Genomic DNA, 17484 nt, shown 5'->3' on the forward strand with positions numbered 1-17484 from the left:
GGTCAGCCGACGACGAGCCGGATCGCTCCGCCCTCGGCGGCCTCCACGCGCACCCGCCGCAGGTCCTGGACGAGCACGTCGGGCCGGTGGAGTCCGGCGCGCGGCCCGACGCCGACGACCCGCATCCCCGCGGCGCGCCCGGCCTGGATGCCGGCGCCGGAGTCCTCGAAGACGACGCAGTCGGCGGGGGCGACACCGAGTTCCGCGGCGCCCTTGAGGAAGCCCTCGGGGTCGGGCTTGCCTGCGCCGACGGACTCGGCGGTCACCCGCACGTCCGGCAGCCCGAGGCCGGCGGCGGCCATCCGCGCGGTGGACAGCGCGACGTCGGCCGACGTGACCAGGGCGTGCGGCAGCCCGCGCAGGGAGGCCAGGAACGCGGCCGCCCCGGGCACCGGCACCACGCCGTCCATGTCGGCGGTCTCCTCGGCGAGCATGCGCGCGTTGTCCGCGTGGTTCTGCTCCATGGGGCGGCCGGGCAGCAGCAGGGCCATCGAGGCGTGGCCCTGCCGTCCGTGCACGACCTTCATCACCTCGTCGCCGTCCAGCCCGTGCCGGTCGGCCCAGCGGCGCCAGATGCGTTCCACCACGGCGTCGGAGTCGACGAGGGTGCCGTCCATGTCGAGCAGGAGGGCACGGGCGGTGAGCACGGTGGGAAAGGCGGCGGCCGGCATCGGCGACTCCAAGCGGGGGTGCGGCGTGGGGGCGCCGGGACGGCCCCCGGGAGGGACAAGGTGGATCCGCCCGCCGGTCAGGGAAAACGGGCGGAGCCACTTTGTTTTTCTACGGTACAAAACCGAGGGCCGATCGCGCCACCGCAACCGGGGAACATTCACCGGCCGTTCAGCTCGCCCCTCGGGGGTCACGCACGCCCGCCGGGGCTCAGGCGATCGCCTCGTAGAGGCTCCACACGCCCAGGCCCAGCATCAGCAACGCCGCGATCCTGGTGATCAGCTTCAGCGGCACGCGACGCATCAGCGCCTTGCCGCCGACGATCCCGAGAGCGGCCACGCTCCACAGCGCCAGCACGGCGCCGAGGCCGACGGAGAGCGGGTCGTCGTAGCGGGCGGCGAGGTTGGCGGTCATGATCTGCGTCAGGTCCCCGAACTCGGCGACCAGGATGAGCATGAAGCCTGCGCCGGACACCTTCCAGAAGGACTGGTTCTCCGGCTTGCGGATCTCCTCCTCGCCGTCGTCCTTCCTCAGCAGCAGCACGGCGGCGCCACCCAGGAAGAGGAGGCCGGTCAGGGCGTGCACGATCTGCTGGGGCAGCAGGGTCAGCACACTGCCGGCCGCCACGGCGAGCACGACATGCACGGTGAAGGCGGCGGCGACACCGGCGAAGACGTACGAGGCGCGGTAGCGGGTGCCGAGCACGAGTCCGGCGAGCGCGGTCTTGTCGGGCAGTTCGGCGAGGAAGACGACGCCGAACACGACGGCCGTCACGGTCAGGCTGATCAAGGGTCCTCAATCGGTCGGGGCTGCCCCACCGAGAAGGCGCTCTGCGCTGCGACACCTCGGCACGGCAGCGCACGGGGCGCCCGCACCGGTGGCGCGGACGTGCACTGCTTGCCGAAGGTCTCGCTGGCCGACCCCGTGACCGAGGTCCGCCTCCGGGCGCCGGCTCAGACGAGCTGAGCAGTATGTCGACGGTCCGGCGAAGAGCTACTCCCCTTCTGCTGTCCCCATCATACGCGAAACGTTTCGTCGTAAACCTTGTTATGTCATGTACGCGCCACTAACTTCTTACCGCGCGCACACCTCCCCGCAACACGGCGTCGCGAGCATTCCCGTGCCCGGACGCCAACACCCCCAGCCCACCCAGGAGTTCGCATGCCCACGTTCTACGCGCGTCGACGCGTCAGCATACTCGCGGCGCTGACCGGCGTCATCGCCTCCGTCGGACTCTTCACCGGCCCGTCGGCCTCCGCCGCCCTCCCCACCCCGGTCAGCGCCGCCACCGCGCGCGGCTACCTCTCCCAGCTCACCGTCGCCACCGAGAACCGCACCGGCTACGACCGCGACCTCTTCCCGCACTGGATCACCCAGTCGGGCGCCTGCAACACCCGCGAGACCGTCCTCAAGCGCGACGGCTCGGGCGTCGTCACCGACTCCTCCTGCGCCGCCACCAGCGGCAGCTGGTACTCCCCCTACGACGGCGCCACCTGGACCGCCGCCGCCGACGTCGACATCGACCACGTCGTCCCGCTCGCCGAGGCCTGGGACTCCGGCGCCGGCTCCTGGACCACCTCCCGGCGCCAGGCGTTCGCCAACGACCTGACCCGGCCCCAGCTCATCGCCGTCACCGACAACGTCAACCAGGCCAAGGGCGACCAGGACCCCGCCACCTGGATGCCCTCCCGCACCGCCTACCGCTGCACCTACGTCCGCGCCTGGGTGCAGGTGAAGTACTACTACGACCTCTCCGTCGACTCGGCCGAGAAGTCCGCCCTCACCTCGTACCTCGCGAACTGCTGACGCACCCGCCGCTCGACGGCCCCGGTGAAACCGTGATCCCGGGGGCCTGTCCGTCCCCCTCCGTCGTTCCGTACCGTACAGAGCGACGGAGGAGGCATCACGTGGCGGAACTGCGCCTGGGTCCACTGCTGAGGTACGCCGACGGCTCGGCCGCGACCGTATGGGTCGAGGCGAGCCGCCCCTGCACCGCGGAGGTACGGGTCGCCGGCCGGTCCGCCGGTACCGCGCGCACCTTCCAGATCGCCGACCACCACTACGCGCTGATCCCCGTGACCGGACTCGTCCCCGGCACCGACCACCCCTACGAGGTGTTCCTCGGCGACACCCCCGTATGGCCGCTGCCCGGCTCCCCCTTCCCGCCCTCCGTCATCCGCACGCCCGCGCCCGGCGACCCCGTCCGCCTCGCCTTCGGCTCCTGCCGCTGGGCCGCCGCCCCAGCCGGCGGGAAGGACCCCGTCGGCCCCGACGCGCTGGACACCCTGGCCGCCCACATCGCCGCCGGACCCCAGGGCGAACGCCCCGACGTCCTGGTCCTCGTCGGCGACCAGGTGTACGCCGACGAGACCTCCAAGGCGACCCAGCGCCTGCTCGCCGCCCGCCGCGACCTGAGCGACCCGCCCGGCGCCCAGGTCGCGGACTACGAGGAGTACACCTACCTCTACTACGAGTCCTGGCTCGACCCCGAGGTGCGCTGGCTGCTGTCCACCGTGCCCAGCTGCATGATCTTCGACGATCACGACGTCATCGACGACTGGAACACCTCCGCCGCGTGGCTCGCCGACATGCGGGCCACCCCGTGGTGGCGCGAACGCCTGCTCGGCGGCCTCATGTCGTACTGGGTGTACCAGCACCTCGGGAACCTGCCCCCCGGCGAACTCGCCGCCGACCCCCTCTACGCCGCCGTCCGAGAGGTCCCCGACGGCACCGAGCTGCTGCGCGACTTCGCCGGCACGGCGGACACCGACCCGGCCTCCGTGCGCTGGAGCTACCGGCGCGACTTCGGCCGCGTACGCCTGCTCATGGTGGACACCAGGGCCGCCCGCGTCCTCGACGAACAGGACCGCTCGATGCTCGACCCCGGCGAGGCGCGCTGGCTGCGCGAGCAGGCGCTCGACGCGCCGGAGACCTGCGACCACCTGCTGATCGGCACCTCGCTGCCCTGGCTCCTGCCACACCTCGTGCACGACGCCGAGGCGTGGGACGCCGCGCTGTGCCGGGGCGCCCGCGGCGAGCGCTGGGCCCGATTCGGGGAGAAGCTGCGCCGCGCGGGCGACCTGGAGCACTGGGCGGCCTTCCCGGAGTCCTTCGACGCCCTGGCCGACCTCCTGGCCGAAGCCGGGTCCGGCCCGGACGCCCCGGCGACCGTGTGCGTCCTGTCCGGCGACGTCCACCACGCCTACGTCGCCGAACCCACCTGGCCCGGCGCCGAAGGCCCCCGCGCCCGGGTCCTCCAGCTCACCTGCTCCCCCGTGCACAACGCGATCCCCGCGGCCCTCCGGTTCGGCTTCCGCTTCGGCTGGAGCGGACTCGCGCGCGGCCTCGGGGGCTGGATCGCCGGGCACGGCCGCTCCCGGCGTCCCAGGATCGAGTGGCGGCGCACCGGCGGACCCTGGTTCGGCAACCAGCTGATGACCCTGACACTCAGCGGACGCACGGCACGGCTGCGGCTCGAACAGGCCCAGGCGAGACGCGGCGCACCGGCACGGCTGCGGACGGTCATGGAAACGGACCTCACCCGCTGACCCCGCCGATCCGGCGACGGTGAACACGCCACGGGGAACACACGAGCCCCCGATGAACCGGATGTCACACCAGCGGCGTACGCTGTCTGGCTGACACAGGCCGCTCCTGCCGCTCCCCCGCGACATCGCGGCACGGTTGGCCACGGGGGCGAACCGGGGAGTTGCGGTGCTCGAAAGTCTCGGGGACGTGGGATCGCTGACGGCGGCCCCATGGATCTACGCGGCCGTCGCGCTGTCAGTCCTCCTGGACGTGTTCCTGCCGGTCCTGCCCAGCGGCGTCCTGGTCATCACCGCGGCCACGGCGGCGGCCGCCGGCTCCGGCGCCGCGACCGGGCAGGTCCCCGACGACGTCCCCGACATCCTCGCCCTCACCCTGTGCGCCGCCACGGCCTCCGTCCTGGGCGACCTCGTCGCCTACCGGCTCGCCTGGCGCGGCGGACCCCGGCTGGACCGCGCCCTCGCCCGCTCCCGCCGGCTCGCCTCCGCGCAGGAACGTCTCGGCGCCGCACTGTCCCGTGGCGGCGGCGCCCTCGTCGTCCTCGCCCGCTTCGCACCGGCCGGCCGCTCCCTGGTCTCCTTCGGCGCCGGCGCCACCCGCCGCAGCCCCCGCGACTTCCTGCCCTGGTCCGCCGTCGCCGGCATCGCCTGGGCCGTCTACAGCGTCGCCCTCGGCTACCTCGGCGCCCAGTGGCTGGGCGCCACCTGGGTGGCCGCGCTCGTCTCCGTGGCGGCGCTGTTCGGCGCCGGTGCCGTGGCCACGTTCCTGGTGCGCCGCAGCCCCGCATAGGGCCTTTCGTTTGGATCAGCCTGGCTGTGGCCGACGGGACATGGTGACGTGCCCGAGCGGGGTCTGGTGCGTGCGGCTGCAAGGCGGAGGAGGGAGTCGACGCGGAGCGTCGGCGAGTGACGACAACGCCGCAGATGCGCGTGCCAGACCCCGCGACGCCGGGCTGATCCAAACGAAAGGCCCTAGCGGTCTCCCGCCGAGCAGGCCGGGCTCCCGGCGTCCGGCCTGATCGCGCATTCACCCCCAGGACGCACTGGGGCAGCCCCGTCCGTGACCCTGAGTGGCCGGGAGGTGCCCGCACATGCACGATGGGTGACATCGAAGGGCCGCCTGGCCCGGCCGATGTGTCCGCGTCCGAAAGGGACTCCCATGAGCGCTCGCGCGCCGAAGGCGCCGACATCACCCCGCCGGCCCCGCGCACGCATCACCCTGGCCGCACTCCTCCTCGTGGCGCTGAGCGCGACGGGGCTCGTCGCGTGCGGCGGCGACGGCGGCGGCGGCGCGTCCGCCCGCCCCACCCCGACACCCCCCGTCACGGCCTCCTTCTCCGGCTCACCGGCGCCCGGCCTGTCCTCCCTGGAGGCGTCCGCCCGCGAACGCGCCTCGGCCGCCGCCTCCTCGGCCTCCGCCCGCGCCTCCGCGTTCGAGGCATCGGTGTCGGCGGAGATCAAACGGGCCAACGACGCGGCACGGGAGCGGCTCAAGGGCGTCAAGGGGCGCGGCAACGCCACCGCCGACGTCTCCCTCACCGGCAAGCCCCGCGCCGACACCGGCAATCTGCTGGCCGTCGTCGTGGCCATCACCAACCGCACGGACCACACCGCGTCCTACGCCGTGCAGGTCGACTTCCGCGATCCGGACGGCAAGGTCGTCGAGTCCCGGTTCGTCGGCGCCGAGGACCTCGAACCCGGCGAACGCGCCGAACCCGTCGCCATCAGCCGCAAGCCTCCCGAGCCCCGTCTGACCGCCGAGATCGCCAAGGCCCAGCGCTACTGACACCGAGCCGGCTCAGCCCGCCTGCCGGGCGGCCTGCCCTTTGACCTCCAGGCCGTCGAGCAGCTCGGCCGTGGCCTGCGCGATCACGTCGACGGCACGGTCGAAGACCTCGCGGTTGTGCGCGGCGGGGGCCCGGAAACCCGACACCTTGCGCACGTACTGGAGCGCGGCGGCGCGGATCTCGTCCTCCGTCGCCTCCTCGGGCAACACGGGCGGACGAAGCGTCTTGATGCTGCGGCACATGCGACCAGTCTCCCCCGAACCGGCCCGGCCCGTGAACCGCGCGGACCGGGCCCGCTCACGGACGCCGCGCGAGGAAGACGAACTCCCGGCCCGGCCGGTCGGGCGCGTCCCGCACCTCCTCGACCACGAACCCCCGCGCGACCAGATCCGCCTCCACCTCGCCCCGCTCCCGGAACCGCAGCGTCGAGTCCGAGGTCAGCACCTGACCGTCCGCGGCGAACACGAAGGTCGTGCGGAAGGACACCAGCGGCAGGCGCACGTCCAGCACCTCGAACCACGTCTCGACCGGCCCGGCCTCCGGAACCTCCGTCACCCGACGGGACCGCTCACGCGTCCACTCCTCCCACGCGCGCCGGGCCGGATCACGGGTCTCGAACACCAGCCGCCCGCCCGGCCGCAGCGCCTCGTGGGCTCCCCGCAACGTCGCCCGCCAGGCGGCCGGTTCGACGATGGCCTGCGCCACGTTCGCCGTCATCGTCGCGAGGTCCACCCGCAGCGGCGGAAGCGCCGTCGCGTCACCGTGGATCCAGCGCACCCGGTCCGCACCCGGTTTGGCCCGGGCCACCTCGACGGACGCCCGGGCGGGATCGACGCCGACGACCTCGATCCCCCGATCGGCCAGCAGCAGGGCGAACACGCCCGTGCCACAGCCGAGGTCCAGCACACGCCGCGCCCCTGACTCCTCGGCGATCGCGACGTAGGCGTCGAGATCACTGCGGTCGGGGTCGAGCGGGTCGTAGACCGCGGCGAGCCGCGGATGCCCGAAACAGTCGTCCACCATGCGCCCGAACGTAGGCGCGGGGACCGCGGCCCGACCACCGGATTTCCGCGTCGATGAGCGCCTGCCACACACCCGTTCGCATGAACCTCCCGAAGCGACTCGCCACCCAAAATCGAACAGGCGTAGCATTGAGCCGTGGCTACGCCCTATGACTTTCCGAGCGACCTTCGCGCCGGTCAGGAGGAGCTGCATCAGGTCCGGGCCGAGCTGTCGGCCCTGCTGAGACGGCTGCCCTGGTCGGTCGTACCCCTGGACGGCTTCAGCGACGACAACGGCTGGCGCAAGATCGAGCGCCCGGCCTCCCCGGGCTGGACGGAGGACGAACAGGCCGAGGTGGAGAAACTGCGCCGCCGCGAACACGAACTCGCGGTGTTCGTCAGCGGCCACCGCTTCTGGTCGCAGCTCGACGGGGCGGCCCGGGTCGACGCCCGGATGAAGCTCAAGCACGCGCGCGGGAACCCGGAGGAGACGCCCTGACACGCGGAAGGACCCCGGTCATCCGACCGGGGTCCTTCCCACCTGTGGGCGCGGACGGTTTCGAACCGCCGACATCCTGCTTGTAAGAGCGGACGTTTGCAGTATGAGCCGCCTCGGACGGGCCTCATGCAACTGGGGTTTCGAGGCGAACACACCAGCTCAGAGGCCAGTAGCCACCTCGGGTTCACCGTTGCGCCTCCGTGAATGCAACGCCAATGTCACGCCAATGCGCGCCAGTGCGGCGCGATGCCGTCTCCTAAAAATCTCCTACCGGATGACCGCAACGTTGCACGTCAGGGGAGCAGGCGGCCCCCCGTGCGCACGCCGGCCGTGCGCGAGGGGCCGCCCTCAGTGCCGGTCCCTCGCCACCGAGGGGGGGCTAGTCCGTAGGTGGCGAGGACCGGCACGTCTGTGGTTTCGGCTCTCCGCTTTCCCTGGCGGATGCAGCCGATGCCGCGGTTCACCCGAAAGGGCGAACATGCGTTCGATTCTTGGACACTACACGGAGCCCTGCGGCATATGCCAGACCACAGGGCTGCCAGTGGGGGTGGCAGTGGCGGTGCTTCCACCTGCTCTACGTGGGGGCGACGTCGGTCCGTCGCACGAATTCCATGATCGTAAAGTGCCTCAAATCTGCTGCTGACTTATGATCATGGTCGGTAAGACGTTGGTCCGGTGCCAGCTGACCAGCCCCAGTGGGTTCTCGATGCCCGCCGGGCCGCGGGCGACCGCATCCGTGTGCGACGGCTGAACCAGAACATGACCCAGGAGAGCCTCGCCCACACGGCGGGCATCGACCGGTCGACGATCCAGCGGATGGAAGCCGGCCAGGAGATGAAGTTGAGTCACCTGCTGCTCGTCGCTCACGCCCTGCGGGTGCACGTCACCGACCTCCTTCATGGCTGAAGAAGCCGCTGGCCGACTGCCTGACCGGGGCTATAGACGCAAATTCAACAACGTGTTGGGTGGCCTTGGGAAGGGGTGACAGCACCAACTTCGCAATCACCCCTTGCATTTCAGTGACGGATCGTTAATGCTCTGGCCTGCACTTTCCCCGGTGGCAATAGGCGGCGGCCGTTATTGCCTGTGAGGTGACGGCTCCCCGTCGGCCAGCCCTGGACGGGGTCGGCCGGCGGTTATCGGCGGGCACTCTGTCGGTCTGCGCGCCGAGCCTCTAGCGCGAGCTGGAGGGCCAGCTCGCAGCGCTGCCCGGCCCGGCACGCATTGCACTTCACCGAGTGCCGCTGCAGCTGGAGGTACAGCTCGCGCGCCGCGGGCTTCACAGGGCCCCCTGGAGGCCGTTGGCGGATTCGGCGGGGCACACGTAGACGCCCCCTATCCCGGCCCCGCTGGGCGACAGGCGTTCCCCGATGCGGATGGGTGCGTGGTCGAAGCTGCCGCACCGGCATGGGTTGGGGTCGTCCTGGTGTGCGGTCTGGCGCTCGGGCGCCTGATCCGTAGGCTCGTCCACGTCGACGCTCCGTTCGTCGGCCATGCCCCCGGGCCGTTGACGGCGGTCGCGGGAGATCCTGCAATTGCAGGGTAAGGGTAGCTAGCTAGGCTTGCTAGGCGGATCGATCTATCTTGTCTCGCCGGGTTGGATAGGCGCGCTTAGCGTCGGGATCATGGAGTGGGAGCCGGACGTGCCCAGGTGGCGGCAGATTTACGCGGTGCTCGAGGAGCGGATCGCGGACGGGACGTATCCGCCCGGGTCACAGTTGCCGGGAGTGCTGGCGATCCAGGGCGAGTTCGGAGTCGCGCAGATGACGGCTCGCCGCGTACTGACGGAGTTGCGACAGGCCGGCCTGGCCGAGATGCAGGTGGGCATCGGGACGTTCGTCACCGAGCTACCCCAGCCGCCGAAGTCGTAGCCCGGTGTCAGACACCGGCCGTAAGATCGGCTCATGCCCACCACTCCCCCGCCGGATGGCGCCGCGCGCTCCGCTGAGGAGCTGAACGCGGCGATCCGTGCGCTGTGGATCGGGCCTGGCGGGCATCCCACGCTCCGACTGTCGGAGGAGCAGCGGGCCGAGTACCACCAGCTGCTGGCCGAACTGGACCGCGTCGAACGCGGGGACGTTACCACGGCGGCGTAGGCTGACATGCGAGCGCCCCGCCTGCTTTCCTCAGGCGGGGCGCCGTTCCCTGCTTTACCAGGTTGTTCCCAGGCGGTCCGGGAGACGGTAGGTACGTCGCAGGGTCCGCATCGTCACCGTTCGTCGACCACGCATTCCGACGACCATTCCCCCGTGCACGTCAACCGTGGCGATGTTGGCACGATCGCCGTCCAGGACGAACAGCACCTGCACATAGTGCCCGTGGGTCCGGTGTTCCCAGACCTGACCCTTCTCGATCTTCGGTGCGCTTGTTGCGGACATCGTTCCTCTCCCTACTGTTCGGTGATGCGGTTGGCGGCGTCATGGATGCCTTTCACATAGGCAGCAGCCGACGTGTCCGAGAGCTGCCCGTCCTCTTGGTCCGCGAACTGGTGCAGCGACTCAGCGATTTCTCGCTTCAGCGTGTCCACGAGTTCGTCGGCCCTGGCGAGCCCGACCTTGTCCTTGAGGTAGTGGATGATCTGGTCCTCCGCCGTGATGGCCATGGTCGGTGTCCTCACTTCTCCTTGTGGGGTTTGTTTTCGTGCTTGCGGACGCTGGCTTCGGCGCCGACGTAGGCGCAGCCGGGGATGCTGCAGCGCACCCAGCCGTGGCGGACGGCGGCTTCGGTGACGGACTTGTCGGGGCCGTAGCCGTGGGCGGCGAGCAGCCGGGGGACGGTGCCGCCGTACTCGGCCTTCATGAGCGCGGCCTCGGCGACCTTGTCGTGCCCACGCGCGAAGAAGCTGCCGATGGCGGTCTCGGTTCCACAACCGCACCAGCACGTGCCGGTGGGGAGGAGGCGGTCGGTCATGGTCGCGCCCCTCAGAGCTTGTTGGGTTGGATGTCGAAGGCGATCACCACGCCGCTCTGACTCAGCGGGTCGTTCTCGCTGACCTCCTGGCGGATGCTGTTGAACAACTCAAGTCGGGTGGCGCCCCGCTTCGGCGTGCGCGTGCCCTGGTAGCTGTTCAGGTAGAAGCCGCCAGCACCGTTGGGGCCCTGAATGGACATGAACCAGAAGTGGCTTCCTTGCTTGCTCATGTCTCCTACGACGATGCGTTCTGTCATGCCTCCAAGGTAGTCAATCTTGATTGGCAATCAAGAAGGACTAGAAAAGATACGCCCCTTGCGATGCGCGAACCCGGCCCGTCCACCCCGATGGCGCCGCTTAGGATCCTCAGGTGGCACATACCTTCGAAGATCTCGTGCAGCTAGAGCAGGCAGCCGAACAAGCACACGCCCGCTACACGGCCCCCGACACGGACGATGTGGACGCGGCCCGGCGCGCCTGGGTCGACGCCGCTGCCGCCTTCCAGGCCGCCGTCACCGAGCACGCCCAGACGGAGGGGACGCCGCGCATCGACGTGGAGATGGCCGTGAAGAAGACCGTCAGGCACGGCGAGAGCTAGGCGGTCTGCTCTCGGCTGGCCATGTACTCCCGCGCCCTGCTCTCAGAGACAGGCATCCCATCGAGGAGCCAGTCGACTCGTCGGCCCCGCTCGACCCGGCGCACCGTGGCGCCGCGGTAGTAGCTGATCTGGTAGTCGCTCTTCACGCGACCGCGCAACAGGCGACGGATCATGGTCCCCTCCTTAGCAGCAGGCCCCGCCATGGTGCATCACGTTGCAGCTTAAGCGCCGCCACTGACAACGCCGGGACGTCGCACCGTCGACCACAAGGCTCTAGCCCCGACATACGCGGCGGCACCCAACGCCATCACCAGCGGGGCACACATCACCTGTCGCGGGGGACCCCAGAACATGGCGACACCGGCAGCGAAGGTTCCGATGCCAGTCGCGACGAGCAGCAGCGAGATCGCGAGCAGGATGCGGTCGCCGAGCGAGAGCGTGTCGTCTGCCATGCCCTCAGGATCGCAGAGCGTCACGCCTCGGCGGGCCACTCCGTCAACACGGTGCCGGTCTCCTCGTCGGCCAGGGTGATGCGGGCGCCAGGGATGGTGCTGTACTCGCCGACCCAGCTGGAGAACTTGCGGCGCGCGGTCGCCTCACTCCCCCACCAGCCATGCTGCACCGGGCGACCGGCCGTGGTTAGGAGCAGGTGGTAGCGCTCACGGTTCACGGCGCCACGCTACCTTCGCGGGCCCGCCATCCGGCGATCATGTGGTCGCGGCAGTAGTCGACCCACCGCGGGCCGAAGCCTGCCAGCCGGACGAGGCGCGTGTACGAGGCGGGCACACCGCAGGCGGAGCACGGCCGGCGCGTCGGCGAATCCGGGTGGACGCGCTCGCGCCAGCCGGGCGTGTGGATGGGGGCGTCCGGGCCGGGCTCCAGTGTGGTGGGGTCGATGCCGAGGGCGGCTAGGGCTGCCAGTTCGAGCCGGTCGTGTTCGGACCGCATGCCGCCTCCCTGGTCGCCCCCCTTGTGGTCGCTGGTCACCCTACTCCCTACAATCGAACACGTGAACGACCTGCCGCCGGACCTGCCCCGCCTCCGCACCCTGGAGACCTGGCTCGCCCTGCAACTCCACCACGTCCGGCACGCCATCACCGCCGCCGAACGCCGCGAGCAAGAACGGCAGCAAGCCGCCGAAGCCCAGCCGCCCACCCCGGACTGGATGCTCGAAAGCGGCCTCAGCCAGCAAACCCCACCCGTGTACGTCCACGTCGGCGGCTGTCACATGGCAGGGAAACGAGCCAAAGGCGTCCCCCGGGACGTTGCAGTCCGCGCCCTAACCGAGGGCATCGATGCCTGCCCACACTGCCGGCCAGACTCGGAGCTGGGCATCCTCGACTAGGCCGACCGCGACTTCCGGGCCGTCGTCTTCTTCGCCGCCGTCTTCTTCGCAGGCTGCTTCTTCGCGGTCTTCTTCGGCTTCGGCATCTCGTGCACCTCGGCCGTCTCCCCCTCGCCGCGGGCCGTGCGTGCCTTCTGCACCGACTCCTGCAACGCCGCCATCAGATCCACCAGCTGGCCCGGCTGCTCAGGCTCCGGCGCCTCCGGTAGCGGCTGGTGTTCCCGCTTCGCCTCGATGATCTCCGCCAGGGCGTCCGTGTACCTATCGCGGAACTCGTCCCCCTCCAAATCCTCCCGGGTCATGGAGTCCACGAGTGCGAGTGCGCCGTCGACCTCTTCCTCCGTGACCTCCACCTGCGGCGGCTCCACCTCGGACGGGTCACGGACTTCGTCCGGCCAGCGCATCGCGTGCAGCACCAGCACGTCCCCGCGGACCCGCAGCAACCCAAGCCGCTCCCGCCCCGACCAGGCGTACCGGGCCACCGCCACCTTCGACGACCGGCCCAACGCCTTCACCAGCAGCATGTACGGCTTCGCCGCGACCTGACCGTCCGGGGCCAGGTAGTAGCCGTCGCCGATCCGGATCGGGTCGATCGACTCCAGCGGCACGAACCCGGCGATCTCGATGGCCTTCGCCGTGGGCAGCGGCAGGTTGCGCAGATCGTCGTCTGTGATGGGGACGACCTGGTCGCGGGCGTACTCGTAGCCCTTGCCGATCTCCGCCTGGGAGACCTCCCGGTCCTCCAGCTCACACACCTTCCGCACCCGCACCCGGCCCATGTCCGGCAGGTGGTACTGGTGGAACTGGATCGAATGGTTCTCGGTTGCACCGACCACATGGATAGGCACCGTGACCAGGCCGAACGAGATCGCGCCGTTCCAAATGGTTCGGGGCATGAGAGACCTCCGCAGTAGCCCCGAGCATGGCCAGCCTACGAGCAGGGCGGGCCACGTGCACGCGCGAAAGCGCCCGCCTCGACGGGGGATGCGAGGCGGGCGCTGCGGCCAGTGTGGCACGGGGCGTCAGGCGGCGGTGGCACCTTCCCACGGCCAGCGGGCATCGCGTCCCGCTTCCAGCAACGGGATCATCCGGAACGCCTGGTCCGTGAGACCGCCGAACGTGTGCCGGCCCGTCTTCCCCGACGGCATCGCGCCCGGCTTGTAGCCCGCCATGTTCCACATGTAGACCGGCGTCGTCTTCGGCACCAAGTCGTCGATCGCGGTCTCGCGCATGCCGCCATGCCCCCACATGTTCGACGGCAGCCACCCCGGCCGCGTCTGCTCATCGGTGACGATGACGATCCGGTCGTGGGCGAACCAGTGGCTCTTCACCGCGGTCGGGATGTCGGTACCGTCGATCTGCCCGTAGCCCTCGATGAGCTTCAGGACGCTGCCGCCCTTGGGCACACTGATCTCCTTGGACTGGCCGCCGAACTCGACCAGAGTCGGCTTCTCCGCCCGCATGGCCAGTGCGCTGCCGAACACGGCGGCCTGCTCGGCGAGCGTGATGTCCGAACGGTTCGGGGTCGAGAAGCCGTAGCCCGGGAACATCGACGGCGACCGGTCCACCAGGATCAGCGTGCTGCCCTTCAGGCGTGGCACGTTGGCGAGGCTGTGCCCGAGGGCCTGCTCCAGAGCGTGCGCCCACCGAAGCGACGGGGCGTGCTTGTAGGCCGCCCACCAGCGGAACGGGAACATGCGCGACTTCCGAACCTGCTCCGGGTCGGCGAACCGCGCGCACACCTTCGCCGCGACCTCGTCGGAGACGCCCGCCTCGTCGAAGTTCCGCAGGTTCCGCGCGAGAGCCATCACACCCATCGACGGGATGATCGCTTCCCACGCGGCCTTGTCCATCGGCCCCTGCAGCCAGCCCGCCAACGCCTCCCACGTCATCCCCGCATGCGCGAGGAAGTCCGCGGCGTCCGGCCGCTTCAGCAGGTCGCGGCGCTTCTCCACATCCCACTTGGCGATCTCGGCGCGGGTGTGGAGCAGCTGCAGCGACTCGGGGATCGGCTTGTCCCGGTTGTGGCGGCGGTCGATGGCGTGCTCGAACAGGTCGCCCTGCCACAGTGCGGCCGGGGCGGGGTGGACGAGTTCTATGACGTCACCGAACCGGTAGCCCTTGGAGTCGGTGTCGTACTTCAGCAGAGCCCGCTCGTTGTACAGGTGGCCGACCGCGTCCTCGATGCCGCGCTTGACGGGCTTCGGGATGCGGCGGCCGTAGCGGGACGTCCAGTAGCCCAGGAGTTCGCCGGGCTCATCCGCGCGCCGGAGGACCGAGGCGATGACGCGCCGGTTCCAGCCCGCGTCCTGCTGCCCGATCGCCATCTGGTTACCGAGACCGCTCTCCCCGCGGTCAGCGTCGAGGCGGGCCTTCACGAACTCGGCGGCGCCGACGAGGGACGCCGTGCGCATGTTGGCGTCGCTGCGGAGCCAGCCGAGGAGGCCGGCGGTCCAGGCGGGGTCTTCGACGGCGAGCTGCCGCACGAGCTGGGTGTAGCGGTCGTCTCGGTCGCCGCCCTTCTCGTAGAAGGTGTCGGTGCCGACCATGTTGGAGACGGCCAGCAGGTAGAGCTCGGAGCGTGCGTCGCGGAGATGACCGGTCGCACCCTCATGGGTGCGGGTCGTCTCCCCGGTCGTAGCGACGGGCGAGGAGACGGCGGGACGGACGCTGCGCTGGTTGAACCTGGCCATGAAAAAGCCCCTCACATAGGAGGGGAGGACCAGCAGTGGGGTGCCCGAGATCAAGGACGGCTGCGGGACTATTCCAGTGCTCTACCAACTGAGCTACCTCTCGAACCTTCGAGAGGGCGGGACTTGAACCCGCGACACCTGATTCCAATGAAGTATCCGCTGCCTGCGCACCGGGCACCCCCAATGCTGTGCCTCCCGAGATCAAGGACGGCCGCGGCGGCACTTTTCCAAAGAAGTAGCCGAGACCTGCGCACCGGGAGGTGCATGAAGTTGTGTTGGTACGACTGTAGCCCACACGGCTGACAACGCACGGCGAATAGCGGTGCCTACGGCGTGGCGCGGGACAGCGAGTAGAGCGGGGGGAACGTGTCGGCAGATTGGTCGTACCGTCCAAGCATGAGCACTCCGAAGACCATCTACAGCCAGTCCGAAGCTCGCCGGCTCCGCGCCCACCCGTGCGTCCACTGCGGCAAGATGAGCCGCGTCGACCGCAAGCCGATGCCGGACATGGGCGGCAGCATCGATCCTGACGTGTCCGTCCTCTGGTACTGCATCGACAGCCTCTGCCAAGGCAGTGACGGCTTCTCGATCGAGAGTCAGTAGGCTGACGCAGCGGCGCCCCGCCCACTCACCCTGGGCGGGGCGCCGTGCTGCTTCGTCACTTCTTCCAGGCGTAGACCTTCTCGCCGCCGATCATCGGGGCGCCCTCTGGGCCCTTCACGTGCGGTGCGATCCAGACTGGTCGGTGCACTTGTCGACTCGGGTACCACTGCTGACGCCAGTGCCCGCGCACGATCCACTGGTGGTGGTAGTCACGACTGCCGTCGCCCTTCTCGCTACTTCCTTTGGGCCTGCGCAGCCCGATGACCCGAACGGTCGACGGTTGTTGCCCTGCCCGCTGGAGCCGCCTACGTGCAGCTCGATCCGGCAGCACGTCGCTCGTCTCTGCCAGGGGTTGTTGCATCAGCAGCCATGCCGCCCGCACCGCGCGGTCCAGTGTGCCGACCTCGCGGGCGTCTTCCTCCCATTCGCCCTCGACTTCTCGGTGCCCCTTCAACGGGGAGAACACGAACGTCTCGAAGTAGAGCCAGTGGTCATTCCGAAGACAGTCATCCAGGGAGTCCGGGCGGAAGATGCCTGCTTCTCGGCAGTCCTCCAACCACTCATGCCAGTCTGTGTAGAACGTCAGCCAGAGGGCGCCGTGCTCCATGACTTCCCAGCAGCAAGCGCGCACCTTGGCGTCCGGTTTGCCGTCGTTGCTGTACGCCCCGACCGGTTCAGCGAAGACGATGAGCCCTTGCTCGGCTGGCAGGTCCTCGCGATTGAGATCGAAGTAGGGGAGCGAGCCAGAGGCAGCCTTGGTCAGCTCGGTCATCTCGGGTGAGACGTAGAAGAGTGCGGCTCCCGAGAGCCTTGCGATTTCGTCAGCCCTGAGATCCTCGCTGGTTATGGCCCCGATGACGGATTCGCCTGTTGTCAGACGGTTCCCCTCGAAGCGGCCCAGCTGGTTGAGTCCACGCTCACTCGCCATGTGCTGCACCAAGTCGTGTCTCAACTCAGGCAGATGCACCGGGCGAATTTCCGTCAGCGACACGTCACTTCTCCCTCTCCAGGTAGCGGTAGATGGCGGTGCGGGCGCCGCCGAGTGGTCACGTCGCCTCCTTTCCCGACCGGCCGATGACGGTGCTGAAGGCGGTCCTGATCACTGCCCGCTGCTCGTCGGAGAGCGGCGGTGCGGCGGCGACGATGCGGTCGACACGCGCCCAGTAGGCGGCGTTCCGCTCTGGGTCGGCGTAGCGGATTGGGCGCTCGACACGGGCCGGACGGTTCTCGCTCATCGGTTCTCCTTCTTACGGGCGTTGGCGGTCGATCGGTTGAGGTGGCCGTAGACCGTGGTGCGCGGAACCCCGAACAGGTCGGCGATCTCCTGCACGGTCTTCTCGCGCTTGTCGTACAACTCCTGCGCGAGCGCGGCCTGCTGGTCCGTGAGCTTCGGCCGCCGGCCGCCGACTCGCCCACGGGCGCGGGCGGCGGCCAGGCCGTCCATTGTGTTCGCCAGGATGAGCTCACGCTGCAGCTCGGCCATGACGCCGAGCATGCCGAACATGGCACGCCCCTCAGGGGTGGAAGTGTCGATGCCCTGCTCGATGATGTGGAGCCCGATTCCTCGCTCCTTCATCTCTGCGCCGAGTGTGACGAGGTGCAGCAGCGAGCGGGAGATCCGGTCCAGGCGCGTCGCCTTGAGCGTGTCCCCTTTGCGCAGGCGCTGCATGAGGATGTCGAACTCGGGTCGGGATGCCTTGGCGCCGCTGGCGTAGTCAATGTGGATGTTCTTCTCGTTGACGCCGGCCCGCAGGAGGGCGTCGATCTGGTGGTCCGGGTTTTGGTCGGCGGTGGAGACCCGGGCGTATCCGAAGTCCATGTCGGCAACCATACA

The 17484-nt window shown here is 69.8% G+C and carries 28 protein-coding genes; 11 read left to right on the forward strand and 17 right to left on the reverse strand.

The window, feature by feature from the left end:
- Positions 1–2: 2 nt before the first annotated feature.
- Entirely contained in the window at positions 3–671 is a 669-nt protein-coding gene (locus ABZ899_RS11045; protein WP_361343967.1) for an HAD family hydrolase, read from the reverse strand.
- Positions 672–879: 208 nt separating this feature from the next.
- Positions 880–1458 carry a TMEM165/GDT1 family protein gene (locus ABZ899_RS11050; protein ID WP_361343969.1) on the reverse strand — a complete coding sequence of 193 codons (579 nt, stop codon included), beginning with the start codon at positions 1456–1458 and terminating at the stop codon, positions 880–882.
- Between the two features lie 372 nt (positions 1459–1830).
- On the opposite strand from ABZ899_RS11050, the gene ABZ899_RS11055 reads away from it, so the two are divergent.
- From ABZ899_RS11055 to ABZ899_RS11070, 4 genes are all read left to right on the forward strand, one after another.
- Positions 1831–2475 (forward strand): HNH endonuclease family protein, encoded by a 645-nt coding sequence (locus ABZ899_RS11055; protein WP_361343972.1) that lies wholly within the window; start codon positions 1831–1833, stop codon positions 2473–2475.
- 101 nt (positions 2476–2576) lie between these two features.
- Positions 2577–4217 carry an alkaline phosphatase D family protein gene (locus tag ABZ899_RS11060; protein WP_361343975.1) on the forward strand — a complete coding sequence of 547 codons (1641 nt, stop codon included), beginning with the start codon at positions 2577–2579 and terminating at the stop codon, positions 4215–4217.
- Positions 4218–4383: 166 nt separating this feature from the next.
- The gene (locus ABZ899_RS11065; protein ID WP_361343978.1) at positions 4384–5004 is read left to right on the forward strand and encodes a VTT domain-containing protein; all 621 of its coding nucleotides are present in this window, start codon (positions 4384–4386) and stop codon (positions 5002–5004) included.
- A gap of 369 nt (positions 5005–5373) precedes the next feature.
- Complete coding sequence (locus tag ABZ899_RS11070) at positions 5374–6000, forward strand: hypothetical protein (RefSeq protein WP_361343981.1); 627 nt, start codon at positions 5374–5376, stop codon at positions 5998–6000.
- 12 nt (positions 6001–6012) lie between these two features.
- Here ABZ899_RS11070 and ABZ899_RS11075 read toward each other — a convergent pair whose 3' ends face one another.
- Complete coding sequence (locus tag ABZ899_RS11075; protein WP_361343984.1) at positions 6013–6243, reverse strand: DUF2277 domain-containing protein; 231 nt, start codon at positions 6241–6243, stop codon at positions 6013–6015.
- Between the two features lie 55 nt (positions 6244–6298).
- Entirely contained in the window at positions 6299–7024 is a 726-nt protein-coding gene (locus ABZ899_RS11080; protein ID WP_361343987.1) for a class I SAM-dependent methyltransferase, read from the reverse strand.
- 135 nt (positions 7025–7159) lie between these two features.
- Here ABZ899_RS11080 and ABZ899_RS11085 point away from each other — a divergent pair, with 135 nt between their 5' ends.
- Both ABZ899_RS11085 and ABZ899_RS11090 read left to right on the forward strand, forming a co-directional pair.
- Positions 7160–7501, forward strand: coding sequence for a hypothetical protein (locus ABZ899_RS11085; RefSeq protein ID WP_361343990.1), 342 nt, complete (start codon positions 7160–7162; stop codon positions 7499–7501).
- A 675-nt stretch (positions 7502–8176) separates the two neighbouring features.
- Positions 8177–8407, forward strand: a complete 231-nt coding sequence (locus ABZ899_RS11090; RefSeq protein ID WP_361343993.1) for a helix-turn-helix transcriptional regulator — start codon at positions 8177–8179, stop codon at positions 8405–8407.
- A gap of 373 nt (positions 8408–8780) precedes the next feature.
- On the opposite strand, the gene ABZ899_RS11095 is transcribed toward ABZ899_RS11090, so the two are convergent.
- Positions 8781–8972 carry a hypothetical protein gene (locus ABZ899_RS11095; RefSeq protein WP_361343996.1) on the reverse strand — a complete coding sequence of 64 codons (192 nt, stop codon included), beginning with the start codon at positions 8970–8972 and terminating at the stop codon, positions 8781–8783.
- Positions 8973–9126: 154 nt separating this feature from the next.
- Here ABZ899_RS11095 and ABZ899_RS11100 point away from each other — a divergent pair, with 154 nt between their 5' ends.
- Both ABZ899_RS11100 and ABZ899_RS11105 read left to right on the forward strand, forming a co-directional pair.
- The gene (locus ABZ899_RS11100) at positions 9127–9372 is read left to right on the forward strand and encodes a winged helix-turn-helix domain-containing protein (RefSeq protein ID WP_361343998.1); all 246 of its coding nucleotides are present in this window, start codon (positions 9127–9129) and stop codon (positions 9370–9372) included.
- A gap of 33 nt (positions 9373–9405) precedes the next feature.
- Positions 9406–9597 carry a hypothetical protein gene (locus tag ABZ899_RS11105; protein WP_361344000.1) on the forward strand — a complete coding sequence of 64 codons (192 nt, stop codon included), beginning with the start codon at positions 9406–9408 and terminating at the stop codon, positions 9595–9597.
- 293 nt (positions 9598–9890) lie between these two features.
- Here the strand turns inward: ABZ899_RS11105 and ABZ899_RS11110 are convergent, their stop codons facing one another.
- From ABZ899_RS11110 to ABZ899_RS11120, 3 genes are read right to left on the reverse strand one after another with little or no spacing between them, the layout of a single operon-like run.
- Positions 9891–10118: a hypothetical protein gene (locus ABZ899_RS11110; RefSeq protein ID WP_361344003.1), complete on the reverse strand. Its 228-nt coding sequence runs from the start codon at positions 10116–10118 to the stop codon at positions 9891–9893.
- Positions 10115–10411, reverse strand: coding sequence for a hypothetical protein (locus ABZ899_RS11115; protein ID WP_361344005.1), 297 nt, complete (start codon positions 10409–10411; stop codon positions 10115–10117). Before ABZ899_RS11115 ends, ABZ899_RS11110 begins: the two co-directional genes overlap by 4 nt.
- Positions 10412–10422: 11 nt before the next feature.
- Positions 10423–10668 carry a hypothetical protein gene (locus ABZ899_RS11120; protein WP_361344007.1) on the reverse strand — a complete coding sequence of 82 codons (246 nt, stop codon included), beginning with the start codon at positions 10666–10668 and terminating at the stop codon, positions 10423–10425.
- Positions 10669–10781: 113 nt separating this feature from the next.
- Between ABZ899_RS11120 and ABZ899_RS11125 the strand changes: the two genes are divergently transcribed.
- Positions 10782–11009 (forward strand): hypothetical protein, encoded by a 228-nt coding sequence (locus ABZ899_RS11125; protein ID WP_361344010.1) that lies wholly within the window; start codon positions 10782–10784, stop codon positions 11007–11009.
- On the opposite strand, the gene ABZ899_RS11130 is transcribed toward ABZ899_RS11125, so the two are convergent.
- The 4 genes from ABZ899_RS11130 to ABZ899_RS11145 are packed head-to-tail and all read right to left on the reverse strand — an operon-like array spanning position 11006 to position 11957.
- A complete protein-coding gene (locus ABZ899_RS11130) occupies positions 11006–11182 on the reverse strand; it encodes a hypothetical protein (protein WP_361344013.1) in 177 nt (58 codons plus the stop codon). The two genes, ABZ899_RS11125 and ABZ899_RS11130, sit on opposite strands and share 4 nt — an antisense overlap.
- Before the next feature lie 48 nt (positions 11183–11230).
- Positions 11231–11461, reverse strand: a complete 231-nt coding sequence (locus ABZ899_RS11135) for a hypothetical protein (protein ID WP_361344016.1) — start codon at positions 11459–11461, stop codon at positions 11231–11233.
- A 20-nt stretch (positions 11462–11481) separates the two neighbouring features.
- Complete coding sequence (locus tag ABZ899_RS11140) at positions 11482–11679, reverse strand: hypothetical protein (protein WP_361344019.1); 198 nt, start codon at positions 11677–11679, stop codon at positions 11482–11484.
- Positions 11676–11957: a hypothetical protein gene (locus ABZ899_RS11145; protein ID WP_361344021.1), complete on the reverse strand. Its 282-nt coding sequence runs from the start codon at positions 11955–11957 to the stop codon at positions 11676–11678. Before ABZ899_RS11145 ends, ABZ899_RS11140 begins: the two co-directional genes overlap by 4 nt.
- A gap of 61 nt (positions 11958–12018) precedes the next feature.
- On the opposite strand from ABZ899_RS11145, the gene ABZ899_RS11150 reads away from it, so the two are divergent.
- Entirely contained in the window at positions 12019–12354 is a 336-nt protein-coding gene (locus ABZ899_RS11150) for a DUF6233 domain-containing protein (protein ID WP_361344024.1), read from the forward strand.
- On the opposite strand, the gene ABZ899_RS11155 is transcribed toward ABZ899_RS11150, so the two are convergent.
- Both ABZ899_RS11155 and ABZ899_RS11160 read right to left on the reverse strand, forming a co-directional pair.
- Complete coding sequence (locus ABZ899_RS11155; RefSeq protein ID WP_361344027.1) at positions 12351–13250, reverse strand: Ku protein; 900 nt, start codon at positions 13248–13250, stop codon at positions 12351–12353. The two genes, ABZ899_RS11150 and ABZ899_RS11155, sit on opposite strands and share 4 nt — an antisense overlap.
- 126 nt (positions 13251–13376) lie before the next feature.
- On the reverse strand, positions 13377–15047 hold the full coding sequence (locus tag ABZ899_RS11160; RefSeq protein ID WP_361344030.1) for a TROVE domain-containing protein: 1671 nt from the start codon (positions 15045–15047) through the stop codon (positions 13377–13379).
- 396 nt (positions 15048–15443) lie between these two features.
- On the opposite strand from ABZ899_RS11160, the gene ABZ899_RS11165 reads away from it, so the two are divergent.
- On the forward strand, positions 15444–15650 hold the full coding sequence (locus ABZ899_RS11165; protein ID WP_361344033.1) for a hypothetical protein: 207 nt from the start codon (positions 15444–15446) through the stop codon (positions 15648–15650).
- A 55-nt stretch (positions 15651–15705) separates the two neighbouring features.
- Here the strand turns inward: ABZ899_RS11165 and ABZ899_RS11170 are convergent, their stop codons facing one another.
- The 3 genes from ABZ899_RS11170 to ABZ899_RS11180 are packed head-to-tail and all read right to left on the reverse strand — an operon-like array spanning position 15706 to position 17469.
- Complete coding sequence (locus tag ABZ899_RS11170; protein ID WP_361344036.1) at positions 15706–16641, reverse strand: hypothetical protein; 936 nt, start codon at positions 16639–16641, stop codon at positions 15706–15708.
- 55 nt (positions 16642–16696) lie between these two features.
- Positions 16697–16885 (reverse strand): hypothetical protein, encoded by a 189-nt coding sequence (locus ABZ899_RS11175; protein ID WP_361344039.1) that lies wholly within the window; start codon positions 16883–16885, stop codon positions 16697–16699.
- Positions 16882–17469 carry a recombinase family protein gene (locus tag ABZ899_RS11180; RefSeq protein ID WP_361344042.1) on the reverse strand — a complete coding sequence of 196 codons (588 nt, stop codon included), beginning with the start codon at positions 17467–17469 and terminating at the stop codon, positions 16882–16884. Before ABZ899_RS11180 ends, ABZ899_RS11175 begins: the two co-directional genes overlap by 4 nt.
- Positions 17470–17484 lie beyond the last annotated feature (15 nt).

Origin of the sequence: Streptomyces sp. NPDC046859 (assembly GCF_040645135.1) — a bacterium.
Lineage (GTDB): Bacteria > Actinomycetota > Actinomycetes > Streptomycetales > Streptomycetaceae > Streptomyces.

Bases quoted from the DNA above. Each gene is read 5' to 3' on its own strand.
- ABZ899_RS11135 (WP_361344016.1), bottom strand. From the start codon at position 11,461: ATGGCAGACGACACGCTCTCGCTCGGCGACCGCATCCTGCTCGCGATC.
- ABZ899_RS11165 (WP_361344033.1), top strand. From the start codon at position 15,444: ATGAGCACTCCGAAGACCATCTACAGCCAGTCCGAAGCTCGCCGGCTC.
- ABZ899_RS11160 (WP_361344030.1), bottom strand. From the start codon at position 15,047: ATGGCCAGGTTCAACCAGCGCAGCGTCCGTCCCGCCGTCTCCTCGCCC.
- ABZ899_RS11070 (WP_361343981.1), top strand. From the start codon at position 5,374: ATGAGCGCTCGCGCGCCGAAGGCGCCGACATCACCCCGCCGGCCCCGC.
- ABZ899_RS11045 (WP_361343967.1), bottom strand. From the start codon at position 671: ATGCCGGCCGCCGCCTTTCCCACCGTGCTCACCGCCCGTGCCCTCCTG.
- ABZ899_RS11175 (WP_361344039.1), bottom strand. From the start codon at position 16,885: ATGAGCGAGAACCGTCCGGCCCGTGTCGAGCGCCCAATCCGCTACGCC.
- ABZ899_RS11155 (WP_361344027.1), bottom strand. From the start codon at position 13,250: ATGCCCCGAACCATTTGGAACGGCGCGATCTCGTTCGGCCTGGTCACG.
- ABZ899_RS11120 (WP_361344007.1), bottom strand. From the start codon at position 10,668: ATGACAGAACGCATCGTCGTAGGAGACATGAGCAAGCAAGGAAGCCAC.
- ABZ899_RS11180 (WP_361344042.1), bottom strand. From the start codon at position 17,469: ATGGACTTCGGATACGCCCGGGTCTCCACCGCCGACCAAAACCCGGAC.
- ABZ899_RS11100 (WP_361343998.1), top strand. From the start codon at position 9,127: ATGGAGTGGGAGCCGGACGTGCCCAGGTGGCGGCAGATTTACGCGGTG.
- ABZ899_RS11145 (WP_361344021.1), bottom strand. From the start codon at position 11,957: ATGCGGTCCGAACACGACCGGCTCGAACTGGCAGCCCTAGCCGCCCTC.
- ABZ899_RS11075 (WP_361343984.1), bottom strand. From the start codon at position 6,243: ATGTGCCGCAGCATCAAGACGCTTCGTCCGCCCGTGTTGCCCGAGGAG.
- ABZ899_RS11115 (WP_361344005.1), bottom strand. From the start codon at position 10,411: ATGACCGACCGCCTCCTCCCCACCGGCACGTGCTGGTGCGGTTGTGGA.
- ABZ899_RS11080 (WP_361343987.1), bottom strand. From the start codon at position 7,024: ATGGTGGACGACTGTTTCGGGCATCCGCGGCTCGCCGCGGTCTACGAC.
- ABZ899_RS11055 (WP_361343972.1), top strand. From the start codon at position 1,831: ATGCCCACGTTCTACGCGCGTCGACGCGTCAGCATACTCGCGGCGCTG.
- ABZ899_RS11105 (WP_361344000.1), top strand. From the start codon at position 9,406: ATGCCCACCACTCCCCCGCCGGATGGCGCCGCGCGCTCCGCTGAGGAG.
- ABZ899_RS11130 (WP_361344013.1), bottom strand. From the start codon at position 11,182: ATGATCCGTCGCCTGTTGCGCGGTCGCGTGAAGAGCGACTACCAGATC.